13 protein-coding genes are annotated in these 14,462 nt (G+C 63.6%); 6 read left to right on the plus strand and 7 right to left on the minus strand.

Annotated features, from left to right (window positions below; translation table 11 throughout):
- Positions 1–13: 13 nt before the first annotated feature.
- Positions 14–1,843, minus strand: a complete 1,830-nt coding sequence (gene glmS / locus ACO550_RS25155; protein WP_315598298.1) for a glutamine--fructose-6-phosphate transaminase (isomerizing) — start codon at positions 1,841–1,843, stop codon at positions 14–16.
- A gap of 150 nt (positions 1,844–1,993) precedes the next feature.
- Between glmS and ACO550_RS25160 the strand changes: the two genes are divergently transcribed.
- The 3 genes from ACO550_RS25160 (at position 1,994) to ACO550_RS25170 (ending at position 3,589) form a co-directional block, all read left to right on the plus strand.
- The gene (locus ACO550_RS25160) at positions 1,994–2,470 is read left to right on the plus strand and encodes an Lrp/AsnC ligand binding domain-containing protein (RefSeq protein WP_315598297.1); all 477 of its coding nucleotides are present in this window, start codon (positions 1,994–1,996) and stop codon (positions 2,468–2,470) included.
- Positions 2,471–2,663: 193 nt separating this feature from the next.
- Positions 2,664–3,062 carry a hypothetical protein gene (locus ACO550_RS25165; protein ID WP_315598296.1) on the plus strand — a complete coding sequence of 133 codons (399 nt, stop codon included), beginning with the start codon at positions 2,664–2,666 and terminating at the stop codon, positions 3,060–3,062.
- 188 nt (positions 3,063–3,250) lie between these two features.
- Positions 3,251–3,589, plus strand: coding sequence for a cupin domain-containing protein (locus tag ACO550_RS25170; protein ID WP_315598295.1), 339 nt, complete (start codon positions 3,251–3,253; stop codon positions 3,587–3,589).
- Here ACO550_RS25170 and ACO550_RS25175 read toward each other — a convergent pair.
- From ACO550_RS25175 to ACO550_RS25190, 4 genes are all read right to left on the minus strand, one after another.
- A complete protein-coding gene (locus tag ACO550_RS25175; RefSeq protein WP_315598294.1) occupies positions 3,586–4,134 on the minus strand; it encodes a redoxin family protein in 549 nt (182 codons plus the stop codon). The two genes, ACO550_RS25170 and ACO550_RS25175, sit on opposite strands and share 4 nt — an antisense overlap.
- A gap of 74 nt (positions 4,135–4,208) precedes the next feature.
- Complete coding sequence (locus ACO550_RS25180; protein WP_315598293.1) at positions 4,209–4,628, minus strand: organic hydroperoxide resistance protein; 420 nt, start codon at positions 4,626–4,628, stop codon at positions 4,209–4,211.
- Positions 4,629–4,676: 48 nt separating this feature from the next.
- Positions 4,677–5,000: a hydroxyquinol 1,2-dioxygenase gene (locus ACO550_RS25185; protein ID WP_315598292.1), complete on the minus strand. Its 324-nt coding sequence runs from the start codon at positions 4,998–5,000 to the stop codon at positions 4,677–4,679.
- A 406-nt stretch (positions 5,001–5,406) separates the two neighbouring features.
- Entirely contained in the window at positions 5,407–6,261 is an 855-nt protein-coding gene (locus ACO550_RS25190; RefSeq protein ID WP_315596707.1) for a LysR substrate-binding domain-containing protein, read from the minus strand.
- Positions 6,262–6,372: 111 nt separating this feature from the next.
- On the opposite strand from ACO550_RS25190, the gene eno reads away from it, so the two are divergent.
- A complete protein-coding gene (eno, locus tag ACO550_RS25195) occupies positions 6,373–7,668 on the plus strand; it encodes a phosphopyruvate hydratase (protein WP_315596708.1) in 1,296 nt (431 codons plus the stop codon).
- A gap of 26 nt (positions 7,669–7,694) precedes the next feature.
- On the opposite strand, the gene ACO550_RS25200 is transcribed toward eno, so the two are convergent.
- On the minus strand, positions 7,695–7,955 hold the full coding sequence (locus tag ACO550_RS25200; RefSeq protein WP_315596709.1) for a hypothetical protein: 261 nt from the start codon (positions 7,953–7,955) through the stop codon (positions 7,695–7,697).
- 314 nt (positions 7,956–8,269) lie between these two features.
- On the opposite strand from ACO550_RS25200, the gene ACO550_RS25205 reads away from it, so the two are divergent.
- Together ACO550_RS25205 and ACO550_RS25210 are read left to right on the plus strand one after the other, a co-directional pair.
- Entirely contained in the window at positions 8,270–8,656 is a 387-nt protein-coding gene (locus tag ACO550_RS25205; RefSeq protein ID WP_315596710.1) for a hypothetical protein, read from the plus strand.
- A gap of 372 nt (positions 8,657–9,028) precedes the next feature.
- Entirely contained in the window at positions 9,029–9,418 is a 390-nt protein-coding gene (locus ACO550_RS25210; protein ID WP_315596711.1) for a hypothetical protein, read from the plus strand.
- A gap of 71 nt (positions 9,419–9,489) precedes the next feature.
- Here ACO550_RS25210 and ACO550_RS25215 read toward each other — a convergent pair whose 3' ends face one another.
- Positions 9,490–14,361: an NAD-glutamate dehydrogenase domain-containing protein gene (locus ACO550_RS25215; RefSeq protein ID WP_315596712.1), complete on the minus strand. Its 4,872-nt coding sequence runs from the start codon at positions 14,359–14,361 to the stop codon at positions 9,490–9,492.
- Positions 14,362–14,462 lie beyond the last annotated feature (101 nt).

Below are 14,462 nucleotides of genomic sequence, written 5' to 3' on the forward strand. Positions count from 1 at the left end.
TTAGCCCAGTTTTTCACTCAACAGTCACCGACTTCGCCAGATTCCGTGGCTTGTCGATATCGGTGCCGCGCGCCAGCGCCGTGTGATAGGCCAACAGTTGCATCGGTACCGTATGCACGATTGGTGACAGCAAGCCGTAGTGTTCGGTCAGCCGGATGATTTCCAGCCCGTCACCAGCTTGCAATGCACAGTCGTTGTCCGCAAATACGTACAGCCTGCCGTTGCGCGCGTTGACCTCGTGCATGTTCGACTTCAGCTTTTCCAGCAGACTGTCGTTCGGTGCCACCGCCACCACGGGCATCTGGTCGCTGATCAGCGCCAGCGGTCCGTGCTTGAGTTCGCCGGCGGCATACCCTTCAGCGTGGATGTACGAGATCTCCTTCATCTTCAGTGCACCCTCAAGCGCAATCGGGTAATGCATGCCGCGGCCGAGGAACAGGATGTTCTCCTTGCGCGTGAGCTGGTCCGCCCAGCCGATGAAATGCGGTTCCAGGGCCAGTACGCGGGTCAGTGCATCGGGCAAGTGGCGCAGCGCGCGCAGGTGTTCCAGCTCGTCGGCATCGGAAAGCCGGCCGCGCATCTGGGCCAGCGTAAGTGCCAGCAGGAACAGCGCCACCAGTTGGGTGGTGAATGCCTTGGTCGATGCCACGCCGATTTCAATGCCGGCGCGGGTGATGAAATGCATCGCGCAATCGCGCACCAGTGAACTGGTGGCAACGTTGCAGATTGCCAGGGTCCGATGCATGCCACGCGTCTTTGCCGCCTGCACGGCACCGAGCACATCGGCGGTTTCACCGCTCTGCGACACGGCCACCACCAACATGTTCGGATTGCTGAAAGCCTCGCGATAGCGGTATTCACTCGCGATTTCCACGCGCACTGGCAGGTTGGCCAGTTGTTCGATCCAGTAGCTGGCCGTCAGTGCGGCGTGATAGCTGCCGCCGCAGGCCAGCAACAGTACCGCATCCACGTTGTCGAGTTGGCGGTATGCCCCGTCGCCGAACAGTTCCGGCATGATCGACGTGATGTCCTGCAGCGTATCGGCCACCGCGCGCGGCTGCTCGAAGATTTCCTTCTGCATGTAGTGCTGGTACAAGCCCAGGTCAGCCGCCGCGCTGTGAGCCGCTACGGTGTGCACCGCGCGCTCTGCGCGTTGGCCCCGGCCATCGACGACCCAGTGCCGGTGCATCTGCACATCCACGACATCGCCATCTTCCAGATAGACGATCTGGTTCGTAACACCGGCCAAGGCGATTGCATCGGACGCCATGAAGTTCTCGCCCTCTCCCACACCGACCACCAGCGGCATGCCATTGCGCGCGCCCACCATCCGATGTGGCTCGTCGCGGCACAGCACTGCGATGGCGAAGCTGCCTTGCAAGCGCTTCACTGCCTCGCGCACCGCGTCGAACAGGTCACCGTTATAGAGATGATCGACCAGATGCGCGATGACCTCGCTGTCGGTCTGACTGGCAAAGACATAACCTTGCTGCTCAAGCGATGCGCGCAGGGTTTCGTGGTTTTCGATAATGCCGTTGTGGGACAGTGCGATCCGTGGCGTGTGGTCGTTTGGCGAAACGTGCGGATGGGCATTGGCCGTGACAGGCCGGCCGTGGGTGGCCCAGCGCGTGTGGGCAATGCCCGTGAAGCCATCGATCTGCTGTGCGACGATATCGCGCTGCAACGCCGCCACGCGATCCACGCTGCGCGACCGTTCGATGCGGCCACCGTGTAGCGTGGCTACGCCACATGAGTCATAGCCGCGGTATTCCAGCCGCTTCAGGCCATCCACCAGTTCGCGCACGATGCTGCGCTGCGCCACGGCGCCAACGATTCCACACATAAGCCCTCCCGGATCTGCTTTTGGCATCGGATTCGATGCAATGGAGCGATGGTAGGGTGACGATGATGAAATTTTCTTTCAGATTTTCATCTGAAATGAATGATTAAATTGACGTATGATCAACCTGAAATTTTCTTTCATCATGGATCGATGCCCGATATTGCCCTCGACGACCTCGACCTGCGCATTCTGCGCGTGCTGCAGACGGACGCTTCCGTGTCGAATGTAGAACTCGCGGCGCGCGTGTTCGCCTCTGCCCCCACGACCATGCGCCGCGTACGAAGACTCAGGCAGACCGGCGTCATCGCGCGCGAAATTGCGGTGCTCGATGCGGGCAAGCTCGGTGGATCGCTGACGGCCATCATCGAGATCACGCTCGACCGGCAAACCGCCGAGGACTATGAAGCGTTCGAAAGCCACATCTGCGCCGAGGCCGCGGTAACCCAGTGTTATCGGGTATCGCCAGGGCCCGATTTTGTCGTGACGGCAGAACTTGCCGATATGGGTGCCTACGATGTCTTTGCACGCCGTCTGTTCACGGGTGTTGGCAACGTCCGCAACGTGCGGACCTTCTTTGCCACGCATCGGGCGAAGTTCGAGGCCAACGCACCGGTCGACGTCAGCTAACCCTGTTGGACTTTCACCGCCAGCCACATCGCGCACGTGTTGGCTCGCACCCACCATCCGGCGCTTTTTTTACGCTGTTTCGCGTCAATTGCCGCACATCTTGCCGTCTGCATCCATTGGTACGAGTCCTGCGTAAAAGCAAAGGAACGCCACGCTGCGTTCCTGTGTTTTCACCACGTAATGGAGTACCAACATGTCACGCAGATTTACCACCCTCGCTCTTTCCGCCGCCGCTGTTGCCACAGCCCTGATTGCAGGTTCCGCCCTGGCTTCGGGCCCGCGCGACAGCACGCATGCCGGCGACAAGTATGGCTACAGCTTCCGCATCGATACGCGCGACGTGTATAGCGATGGCGCACGCGCCGGCCGATTTGATACCTACAGTGAAGGCGCTCGCGAGATTGCGCCGACCACGCGCGATGTGAACATCGACCGCTCATTGGCCGGCATGGATCGCCGCGGTGTGTCGGCGGAGCCGTCACGCAAGTTCGATGTGTACACCGATGGCGCGCTGGCGGGCATGGACCGTCGTGGCGTTTCGGCCGAGCCCTCGCGCATGGTTGACGTCTACACCGACGGCGCCGTGGCCTGAGCCGCTGCATCACGGGTCACGCCAACCGTGCGTGACCCGTTGTGCAGCGCAACGACCACACTCATTACGCTGCTTTTGCCACACATCGGTTGCCTTGCCCGGGCGAATTGGCAATAGACTGGAGGCTACCGCGCGCAACAAGGCGCAGCTGTTCCACCAGCCAACCCCCAGCCCAGCGAGCGTATCCCATGTCGATTCCCCACCTGTCTTCCGGCCAGACCACCAGCGTGCTTCCGCTTGGCGCCAACCTGAAGAACACACCGACCACCGCCCTGTTCAAGGCACCACACCTGGAAGTGGCGCGCCTGATATTGCTGGCTGGCAAGCAAATGCCACCGCATGCGGTGGCAGGCCCACTGACCATCCAGTGTCTCGAAGGCGAAATCGAGGTCGCGCTCGATGGTGATTCGCGGCGCTTGCGTCAAGGCGACCTGATCTATCTGGCTGGCAACGTCAGGCACGACGTGAAGGCGCTCAGCGATGCGTCGGTGTTGCTGACGCTCGTGCTGTTCGATAACGGCGCCTAGCCCGCCTTGCGCTCCGCCAGCAGTTTCTTGATGGCGGCCTCGGTTTCCGCGTAGCGGCCCTCGCCGTAGTGCTGGTAGACGATGCGTCCGTTGGCGTCGATCAGGTACAACGCTGGCCAATACTGGTTGCGATAGGCCGACCAGGTGCCGTACGCATTGTCCTGCGCCACCGGATAGCGGATATCGAAACGCTTCAGGGCTGCCTGCACATTCGCCGTCGATTTCTCGAACGGGAATTCCGGCGTGTGCACGCCTACGACCACGAGGCCCTGGTCCTTGTATTTGTCGTACCACTGTTTCACATAGGGCAGCGTGTTCACACAGTTGCCGCATGCGTAGGTCCAGAAGTCGACCAACACTACCTTGCCGCGCAGGTCCTGCATCGACAGCGGTGCTGAGTTGAGCCAGTTATTGATGCCGACGAACTCGGGCGCCACGCCCTGGTCGCCGACCTTGGGGCTTTCGGCAATCGCGCTCGTGGCAAGGTTGTAGACAACTGCGATGCCGATCGCAGCCAGTACGGCGCGCAGAAGGGTACGACGCATGATTCAGATCCAACGTGGCTGGAAGCCGGAACAAAAGGCCCCTCATCCGCGCGAGCGAACGAGGGGTACGACGGTCAGACCAGTTCGGTCTCGATATGGATGTTGCCGTGCAGCGCCTTCGAGTACGGGCAGGTACGGTGCGCCGTTTCCACCAGTGCCTTGGCTACCTCGCGTTCGATACCGGGAATATGCACACGCAGGCGCGCCTGCAGCAGGTACTCGACACCCGCCGTGCCAAGGTCCACCTCGGCATCTACCGACAAGTCTTCCGGCAGCTTGATCTTCTGCTTGCCGGCCGCCAGGCCAATGGCACCGATAAAGCACGCCGACCAGCCAGCCGCCAGCAGTTGCTCGGGGTTCGTGCCTTGGCCCTTGCTGCCGGGCGACGACAGTTCGATGTCGAGCTTGCCGTCGTCGCTACGGGCGGCGCCGTCGCGACCGCCAGACGTGATGTGGACCTTGCCGGTGTACAGGACTTTTTCAATGCGGCTCATGATGTGCTTCTCGTTTCAGATCAGATTGGGTTGAGCGATGAACGGCAATCAGGCGTAGGCGCCATCCAGGTACGGATCGATGCTGCGGGCGGGATCGGCCGAGACACCGGTACGGTCCATGCCGGCAACGGTGTGGGCGCCGTCGTAGTACGGGCTGCGCGGCTCCTGCACCGAACGTGCGCCTTCGGTGTACGGGTCACGCTTATCCGTCACGGAGCGGGCGCCTTCGCTGAAGACGTCACGGGTATCCTGGACCGTGCGGGCGCCATCCAGGTACGGGTCGCGGGCACTGACGACGGAAGCTTGTGCGCCGGCAGCGGCGGCAACGAGGGCAACGGCAAGAACGAGGCGCTTGGTGAGGTTCGTGGACATGATCGGTTTCCTTCAGATTGGGTAGATTTCAGTTCGTGCTGACGTTATGTCGAAGCAGCGTGTTAGCCAGCGTGTCTGCTATTCGTCTCGCGTCGCGCTGCCATGGAACGTATTTAAGGCGGTCCACGTATCGCGCCCGTAGCGTCTTTCGCCCCGTTATGTGAGGGCACGTATCGCCATGGCGGCCTGATACAGACGCGTACAAAAAGGGGATTGGGGATCGGGAGGGGGAGGTGCCGCTCCCCTCTCCCGCGCAGTGGGAGAGGGGTTGAGGGTGAGGGCATGAGGTTCAAATTGCGACTAGTGCCGGCGTGAAACGCTGGCCCTCTCCCCCGGCCCCTCTGTATGGACCGGGGACATGGTGGACACATGTGCGAGGACATGGTTGACACATTCTAGGCGGCCTTCAGCAAGCCAGCCGGTCACGCAGCCAATCCACGAATGCGGCGATATCGGTGGGTAGTTCGCGTGCCGCCGGTACGGCCATCAGTCCGCCCTCGAATGCGGTGAAGCCATGCGGTGCCACCAGGGTTCCGGCGGCCAGTTCCGCGCGAATCAGGCGCTGTTCGATCAGCGCGACCCCCAGGCCCGCCAGCGCGGCCTGGATGCACAGGTGGGTATGCGGAAAGGTCAGCGCGGCGGCCGGGGCAATTCGCTGGCCGGTGCGCGCTTCCCACTGGTCCCATGCGCTCGAGGTGAAATCGTGGGTGATGCGCGCGCCCGTGGCGATGTCCTTGGCATAGGCCGGGGCGCACACCGGGCCGAACGTGACCGGTGCCAGCAGCATGGCGCGCTGGCGATCGGCGGCCGGGTATGAGGACAGATCCCATGCGATGACCACGTCCGCGCCTTCGGTGCGGATTTCGCGTGCCGATGTCATCGAAAGACGGATGCGGATGTCGGGCCGCACACGGTAGAAGTCCACCAATTCCGGCACCAGCCAGCGCATTGCGAATGTGGCACTGCAGGCCACATGCAATGTGGGCCCGCGCGCCTGGTCCAGAACCCTCCCATAGCCTTGTTCAAGTTGGTCGAACACCGCTCGTACCACGTCGTAGAACGCACGCCCATGCTCGTTCAGTCGCACGCCAGTGCCATCGCGCTCGAACAACTCCACACCAGCATGTTCCTGCAACTGGCGCAATTGCCGGCTGACCGCCCCATGGGTGCGGAACAGTTCCTCGGCGGCGCGCGTGACCGAGCCGGTGCGGGCCGTGGCCTCGAACGCGCGCAAGGAGGACATCGGAGGCAGCGAGCGCATTATGTTCTGTGAGAAAAGCTGACGAAGTAGTAAAGATTACTCGATATTCACGCTGACTGAAGCCTCATACGATTTCTACATCGCTATTTTTCTCACGTAAGGGGGATTTTCATGAGCCAGGTCGGTCAGCGCGCGCGCATCGTGCAGGTAATGGGGCAGGAGGTGCTCGACAGTCGGGGTAATCCGACCGTCGAGGTCGAGGTTGTGCTTGAAGACGGTGCGATGGGACGGGCCATCGTGCCCTCCGGCGCATCCACTGGCGCACGCGAAGCAGTGGAGTTGCGCGACGGCAATCCGCACCGTTTTCTTGGGCGCGGCGTGCTGCGCGCGGTGCAGGCTGTCAATACCACGCTGCGTGAGGCACTGGTTGGATGCGATGCCAGCGACCAGGCGCAGATCGACACGCTGATGATCGATCTCGATGGCACGTCCGACAAACGTCGTCTCGGCGCCAACGCACTGCTGGGCGTGTCGTTGGCCGTGGCGCGTGCGGCAGCAGCGTCGCAACAGCTGCCGCTGTTTTCCTATCTTGGCGGTGAGCGTGCCACGCTGTTGCCGGTGCCGTTGATCAACGTCATCAATGGCGGTGCCCATGCCGACAATGCACTCGATTTCCAGGAATTCATGCTTGCCCCGATAGGCGCACCGACGTTTGCCGAAGCGGTGCGCAGCAGTGCCGAGGTGTTTCATACACTGCGCGGCTTGCTAAAAGCAGCCGGACATAACACCAATGTGGGCGACGAAGGCGGCTTCGCACCGGACCTGCGAACCGCCGAGGAGGCGCTGGACTTTCTGGTGGAGGCGATCTCCCGTGCGGGCTATCGAGCTGGTGACGATATTGCGCTGGCCCTTGACCCTGCATCGAGCGAGCTTTATATCGATGGGCAGTACCGTTACGCAGGCGAGGGCGTGACGCGCTCGCGCGAAATGCAGGTCGACTATCTGGCCAGCCTCGCGGCGCGCTATCCAATCGTGTCGATCGAGGATGGCATGGCCGAAGACGATGTGCAGGGCTGGCAAATGCTGACGCAACGGCTCGGCAAGCATTGCCAATTGGTGGGCGACGACGTGTTCTGTACGCACCCCACGTTGTTGCGCGAAGGCGTGGATCGCGGCATGGCCAATGCGATCCTGGTCAAGGCCAACCAGATTGGCACGCTCAGCGAAATGCTGGAGACCTTGCGCGTGGCGCATGGCCATGGCTATGCCGCCGTCATGTCGCACCGCTCCGGCGAAACCGAGGACGTCACGATTGCCGACCTGGCCGTGGCCACGCGGTGCGGGCAGATCAAGACCGGTTCGCTGTCGCGTGCCGATCGAACCGCCAAATATAACCAGTTGCTGCGAATCGAGCGCCAGCTCGGCGATCGGGCAGTCTATGCGGGGGTGTCGGCGCTGCGACGCTGATGCACGACGACGCGGCGACGCTACGCCTACAGCAATGCAAAGCGCGCCGCCTGGGGGCCCAGCACGGCCGGACGGCTGACCGGATAGCGATGATGATCGCCGCCGGCGTCGAACGACAGGTAGTCCGGTGTCCAGCGCAGGCCGCGCAGGTGGCGGGTTTCCAGCCCATCGACGACGATGGCGCCACCCTGGACCGTGACGCTGTCACAGGGCAGGCGCAGCATCTCGGCATCGTCACCGAAGTAGTGGGCTTCCAGCAGGATCGAGGCAGCTTGGTAGGCGGGCATGGTGAGCAGGCGTTGTGACCGGACGGAGGTTGGCGGGTGGCGGTGAGTTTCGGTGAGCGTCGGCGGGCGTCGTCCGATACTGTATAAACGTACAGTAGTATAGCGGCCTTGCCGGACCAGTGCACGTGCCCGATTCTGATTTGCGTATCGGACGCGCCGAATCGGAAAAGTCTCCCTTTCGGCATGCCGTCCTGCCACCTGCGGGCGCCCCGGGCTGGCGCTCACGTCGCATTGGTATAACCTGAATCGCAGGAACCTCCGATCTTCCGGCGCATCTCGACATCGGAGAGGCGCCTGGTTAAAGGAGGCATTGCATGATGATGCAACGTGAGAGCAGGGCTTGCTGGTTTGCGGCGGGAATGCTGACAGGCGCGGTGGCGGCCGCGCTGTGCGCCGTGATGGGCGGTCGGCGTGCGCGGCAAGCGATTGTCGACGCCGGCGACGCAGATGTGCCCGGGCCGTCGGTTGCCGTGTCACATGAAACCGACGGCGGCTCCGACATGTTCGAATACCGCGGATTCGTGGTGCACCTGTTCTGGCAGGCGCTTGGTCCGGAGCGCTATCGGGCCTGGTGCGATATCTGGGAAGCCGGCGCCGTGGTGCAGGAAGCGGGCGGGCCGCCGGCCACCTACTTCACTGCGGCCGAGGCGCGTAACGCGGCAAGTACGTGGGCGCGGCATTGGGTGCAGAACAATGGCTGATCCGTGATGTGCGCGTGATACGATGGCTCGCTTTATCCGGAGTTCATGATGTTTGTCTGCCAGAACCAGTCTTGCGATACGCAATGGGCGCCAGACGCGGTGGAGATCAGGAACGAGGGGCAAGGTCCACTCTTCCGCTGCCCACTCTGCGGCGCACGCAATTACCTCGAGGCCAGCACGGCGCCGGACGGTACGCAGAAATATCGCCAGATTCGTCAGCCAGCGGAGCCAACGCCTTCGCCGAAGCCTGCGCGCCGCCAGGGTGGAAAACGGGCCTGACCCTCCCCCACGCAAGTGGGGCGACGCGTGTTTGTGATCGTGAAGTTGCTCCAGATGCCTCAAGGCGGCGGGTCCCGGACCGTTAAGACAATCATGGACATTAGCGATATATCCCACGATTCCGCCTCCAATGCCGAAGTCATTGGCTGGGCCGGTGCTACCCCGCAAGTCATCGCGCGCGTGCTGAACACCGCGCTGGCTGCGCAGGATCTTTCGGGCTTTGCGGCGCTGCTGTCTGATATCGCACGTGACCGCGGGCTGAAGGGCGCACGCGGGACGCACCAGTCGATTTATGACATGCCGTACGCGAGCCTGCTGCCGCGCCAGAAACACCTGCTGGCCGATGCGTTCGATCTGTTTCTGCGGCTGGGCATCGAGTTCCGCGCGTGCGGTGACGGCGCCGACGACGACCTGACCGCCGACGGCGACGACCCGCCCCCGCTGCGCGATATCGACGACGACGACGTCATCCTCGACGACTGACGGTCGTCAAAGGCGTTTCAAAGTGTTGGCGGCGCAGCCACGCACGCGGCAATCCGCGCGCGCGGCAATCGTCAGGCGCGGTCCAGCAAGCCGATCTCCCTGACTGCCACCGATAGCATCGACAACGCCCCCGCGCCGGAAACACCGGACGCGCGCTGGTCGGTGAGCATCTGTGCATAGCGGTCCAGCGGCACCTGACGGCTGCCGCGCCAGCCGTCGATCAGCGCCTGCGGGTCGTCACTGTCGCGCGATTGCGCGAGCACGCTGGTGGTCAGCGCGCGTTTGAGCCGGCCGAGGTCTTCCAGCGTGGTAGTGCGCGCCAACAGGTCCCAGTGCGTGTCGGCCGGCAGTGACAATGCGCGTTCGCGCAGCCACCCGAAATTCAGCTCGGTATCGAGCGCAAAGTAGACGCCCGCCACCGCGGCCGGGTTGCGCTGCGAAGATGCGGCCACTTCGGCAATGTCGAGCGCTGCGGCGGCGCTGTCGCTGGCGGCCACGCGTAGGGCCAGGTCCTCGTCGACACCGGCCTCGGTCAGCGCAAGTGCGCGCTCGGCCATGGCTTGCGAGGCCTCGGCTGGCAGCAGCGCCGCCAAGTGCGGCATCAGGCGTTGCGCGGCCTCCGTAAAACGCGGTGCGCCGGGCTCGACGATGCCGCCACCGCGCAGGTAGCGGATAAACCAGAGCGTGGCGCGTTCGAGCAGTCGGGCCAGCGCGCCAAACATGCGCGCCTGGATTGCGTCGTCGACCTGGTTGTCGAGTGCGTCGATACGTTCCCACAAGGCCGTCAGCCCGAACACATCGCGCGCCAGCAGACAGGCGCGTACGATATCGGCGGGCCGTGCGTCGGTCTCTTCCATCAGGTGATGGACGAACGTTGCGCCGATGCGGTTCACGAGCATGTTGGTCAGGTGCGTGGCCAGGATCTCGCGCCGCAGCGGATGGCGTTGCATCGCCGCCGCATGTTGGTGCTGCAATGGCTTCGGGAAGTAGTCGACCAGCAGCGCGGCCACCAGCGCGTCTTCCGGCACGTCGGACACCAGCAGTTCGTCGTAGAGCCACATCTTGCTGTAGGCCAGCAGCACCGCGCGCTCGGGCGATGTCAGTCCCTGGCCCAGTCCCTTGCGTTCGGCGATATCTTCCTCCGAGGGCAGGAATTCGAGCGGACGGTTGAGGCGGCCCGCGCGCTCCAGCCAGCGGATCAGCCGCGCCTCGGCATCCACCAGCGCCGGCGCTTCGCGCCCGGCCACCGATAGCGCCTGGGTCTGGAAGTAGTTGTCCTCCAGTACCAGCAGGCCGACTTCATCGGTCATCTCGGCCAGTAGCTTGTTGCGCTGCTTCTCGGTCATCTCGCCATCAGCCACCACCAGCCCGAGCAGGATCTTGATATTGACTTCATGGTCGGAACAGTCGACCCCGGCCGAGTTGTCGATGGCGTCGGTATTCATGCGGCCGCCATTACGTGCGAACTCGATGCGGCCCAGTTGCGTGAAACCGAGGTTGCCGCCTTCGCCCACCACCTTGCAACGCAGTTCGTTGCCATTGACGCGTATCGCGTCATTGGACCGGTCGCCGGCCTGCAGGTGCGTCTCGGTGCTGGCCTTGACGTAAGTACCGATGCCGCCGTTGTAGAGCAGGTCCACCGGCGCGGTCAGGATCGCATGCATCAGTTCGGCCGGCGCCAGCGTTGCGGACTGCACGCCAAGCACCGCCTGCACCTGCGGCGACAGCGGGATCGTCTTGGCCGTGCGCGGATACACGCCACCGCCAGCGGAAATCAGCGCGGTGTCATAGTCGGCCCAACTCGAGCGCGGCAGGTCGAACAGGCGTTGTCGCTCCGCCAGGCTCCGGGCGCAATCGGGATCGGGATCCAGGAAGATGTGGCGATGGTCGAACGCAGCCAGCAGCCTGATATGGGGCGACAGGAGCATGCCATTGCCGAACACGTCGCCAGACATGTCGCCCACGCCCACCACCGAGAAAGGCGTGGTCTGTATATTGACGCCCATCTCGCGGAAATGGCGCTTGACGCTTTCCCAGGCGCCGCGCGCCGTGATGCCCATCTTCTTGTGGTCGTAGCCGACCGACCCACCCGAGGCAAACGCATCGTCGAGCCAGAAGCCATATTCGGCGGAGATCGCATTGGCATAGTCGGAGAACGTGGCCGTGCCCTTGTCGGCGGCCACCACCAGATAGGGGTCGTTCTCGTCATGACGCACCACGTCGGGCGGTGGCACCAGTTCGCCCGAGACCAGGTTGTCGGTCAGGTCCAGCAGGCCGCGCAGGAACGTCTGGTAGCAGGCCACGCCTTCGGCCAGGAACGCGTCGCGGTCGGTGGCTGGGGGCGGGCGCTTGACCACGAAGCCGCCCTTGGATCCCACCGGCACGATCACCGTGTTCTTGACCATCTGCGCCTTCATCAGGCCCAGCACCTCGGTGCGGAAATCCTCGCGCCGGTCGGACCAGCGCAGGCCACCGCGCGCCACGCGTCCGCCGCGCAGGTGCACGCCTTCCACGCGCGGAGAATAGACCCAGATCTCGAACATCGGGCGAGGCTCGGGCAGGCCCTGCACCAGTGCGGGATTGAACTTGAACGACACATACGGACGTGCCTGCCCGTCGGCGCCGCGATGGAAGTAGTTGGTGCGCACCGTGGCGTTGATCACGTTCAGGAACAGGCGCAGGATGCGATCCTCGTCGAGGTTGGGTACCTGGTCGAGCGCGGCATCGATATCGGCGAGCCACTTCCTGGCGCGCGTGTTCTCGTCGTTGTCAGGCGTGGCCGTGGCCGGATCGAAACGCGCAATGAACAGCGACACCAGCATCGATGCAATGTTGGGGTTGGCCGTCAGCGCGCGCTCGATATAGGCATTGCTGAACGTCGAACCCACCTGGCGCAGATACTTGGCGTAGGCGCGCAGGATTGTCACGTCGCGCGCGGCCAGCCCGGCGCGCAGCACCAGCCGGTTGAAGTCGTCGTTCTCGATCTCGCCATTCCATGCGCGGGCAAACGCATCCTCGAACAGCGGCTTGATTTTCTCGATGTCGATGTCGAGCGGCTTGCCATCGGGATCGGCCGCGATTTCCAGGCCGAAGTCGTGAATCCAGACCGGCGCGCAACCATCGGGCTCGATCAGGTACGGGCGCTCCTCGTCCACGCGCACGCCAAGGTGTTCGAGCATCGGCAGGCTCAATGACAGCGCGATGGGTTCGCCGGCACGATAGACCTTGAAGCGGAACGCGCCCGGCGAGGCTTCGATCGGGCGATACAGGTTCATCGCGAGTCCGCTGACGTGCTGGCGCGCGTGTTCCATCAGTTCGATATCGCGCACGGCGGTGCGGGCCGCATAGTCTTCGCGGTAGCCGGCCGGGAACGAATCGCCATAGCGGCGTAGCAGGCGGTTGCCATGCTCTTCGCCGCGGCTGTCATGCAGCGCCTGGGCCAGGTCGTCCTGCCAGCGGCGCGTGGCCTGCACGATCTTCTGTTCGAGTTCGCGCGTATCGACCTCGGGCATGGTGCCCGGCTGCCCGCGCACGGTCAGCTGGATGCGTGCCAGCGGCGATTCCGACAGCAGCGGCGTGAACTCGCAACTGGTGCCGTTGAACGATTGCACCAGCAGCTTCTGGATGCGCTGCCGCAGGTCGGTGTTGTACTTGTCGCGCGGCACGAAGACCAGGCACGAGATAAAGCGGTCGAAGCGGTCGCGCCGCACGAATAGCCGTGTGCGCTGATGCTCCTGCAGGCGCAGGATGCCTAGCACGATGTCGAACAGTTCGTCCTCGTCGGCCTGTAGCAGGTCGTCGCGCGGGTACTGCTCAAGGATCGTCACCAGCGATTTGTAGAGATGGCCCTTGGTCAGGAAGCCGGCGCGTTCCAGGATGTTGGCGCACTTGCGCCGCACCAGCGGGATTTCGCTGGTGCTGACCATATACGCTGTGGACGTGTACAACCCCACGAACCGGCGCTCGCCGAACAGTTTGCCATTGGCATCGAGCAGTTTCACGCCGACATAGTCGAGATAGCCGGGACGATGCACGGTGGAGCGCGAATTGGCCTTGGTGACGAAGATCGGCGAGGCACCTTCAATGATGCTCCGTGCGGCGGCCGGCAGCGGCGTGAGATCGTCGGTACCCGGATCGCGCAGCGCTTCGCGCAGCAGGCCCGCGCCGGAGCCTTCCACGCCGCGCAGGAAGTACTGGCCGTCGCGTGCGATCAGTTCGTAGTCGCGCTGGCCCAGGAACGTGAAATGGTCGTCGAGCATCCATTCCAGGAACGCGCGCGCTTCCAGGGCATCGGGCGTGCCGGCGTCGGGTGCCTGGGCCATCTTGGCCACCGTCTCCTGGGCCGTCTGGCGCATGCGGGGCCAGTCTTCGACGGCGGCCCGCACGTCGCCAAGCGCGCTGCCAATACCAACGCGCAGCGCATCAAGGCGCGCAGCCTCGCCCGTGCGATCCACTTCGAAATGGATGAACGATTCCAGCCGGCAGCCGGCCGTGGCGGTTTCACTGCCGCCCAGGCCGATACTCTCGATGCCGCCGCGCGAATCGCGGCAGATACGGAAGACCGGGTGAATCGCCGAATGCAGTGTCAGGCCGTGACGGTTGATCTCCATGGTCACGGAGTCCACCAGGAACGGCATGTCGTCGTTGACGATCTCCACCACCGTATGGTCCGAATGCCAGCCGTGTTCCTCGAGGTTCGGGTTGTACACGCGCAGTCGGGCGGTACCGGGGACGAATTTCTGGGCGGTCTGCCAGTGCGCCATCACGGCGCCGTAGAGATCTGCCACATTGCGCGCGAGCAGGTCCTCGGCATCGGCCAGATCGTAGTAATGACGCAGCAGGGGTTCGACGATGGCGAACGTGGCGCCGGGCAGGCGCTCGCGCGCCAATGCGACCAGGTCCTCCAGCAGTTGCGCAACCTTTTCTTCGTTCTCCGGGGGCATGGCGTCTCCTCGGTGGTGTGCCGGTGCATGCTCACACTGTAGGAAAGATTTACGCGGGCCGGGTGACAAAACGACGACGCCCCGCAAGGCGGGGCGTCATG

It is taken from the genome of Cupriavidus sp. (genome assembly GCF_057315035.1).

Excerpts from the sequence above, each read along its gene's own strand:
- ACO550_RS25180 (WP_315598293.1), bottom strand. The coding sequence starts at position 4,628 with ATGAGCCGCATTGAAAAAGTCCTGTACACCGGCAAGGTCCACATCACG.
- ACO550_RS25175 (WP_315598294.1), bottom strand. The coding sequence starts at position 4,134 with ATGCGTCGTACCCTTCTGCGCGCCGTACTGGCTGCGATCGGCATCGCA.
- ACO550_RS25170 (WP_315598295.1), top strand. The coding sequence starts at position 3,251 with ATGTCGATTCCCCACCTGTCTTCCGGCCAGACCACCAGCGTGCTTCCG.
- ACO550_RS25165 (WP_315598296.1), top strand. The coding sequence starts at position 2,664 with ATGTCACGCAGATTTACCACCCTCGCTCTTTCCGCCGCCGCTGTTGCC.
- ACO550_RS25210 (WP_315596711.1), top strand. The coding sequence starts at position 9,029 with ATGGACATTAGCGATATATCCCACGATTCCGCCTCCAATGCCGAAGTC.
- ACO550_RS25200 (WP_315596709.1), bottom strand. The coding sequence starts at position 7,955 with ATGCCCGCCTACCAAGCTGCCTCGATCCTGCTGGAAGCCCACTACTTC.
- ACO550_RS25190 (WP_315596707.1), bottom strand. The coding sequence starts at position 6,261 with ATGCGCTCGCTGCCTCCGATGTCCTCCTTGCGCGCGTTCGAGGCCACG.
- eno (WP_315596708.1), top strand. The coding sequence starts at position 6,373 with ATGAGCCAGGTCGGTCAGCGCGCGCGCATCGTGCAGGTAATGGGGCAG.
- ACO550_RS25160 (WP_315598297.1), top strand. The coding sequence starts at position 1,994 with ATGCCCGATATTGCCCTCGACGACCTCGACCTGCGCATTCTGCGCGTG.
- ACO550_RS25215 (WP_315596712.1), bottom strand. The coding sequence starts at position 14,361 with ATGCCCCCGGAGAACGAAGAAAAGGTTGCGCAACTGCTGGAGGACCTG.
- ACO550_RS25205 (WP_315596710.1), top strand. The coding sequence starts at position 8,270 with ATGATGATGCAACGTGAGAGCAGGGCTTGCTGGTTTGCGGCGGGAATG.
- glmS (WP_315598298.1), bottom strand. The coding sequence starts at position 1,843 with ATGTGTGGAATCGTTGGCGCCGTGGCGCAGCGCAGCATCGTGCGCGAA.
- ACO550_RS25185 (WP_315598292.1), bottom strand. The coding sequence starts at position 5,000 with ATGTCCACGAACCTCACCAAGCGCCTCGTTCTTGCCGTTGCCCTCGTT.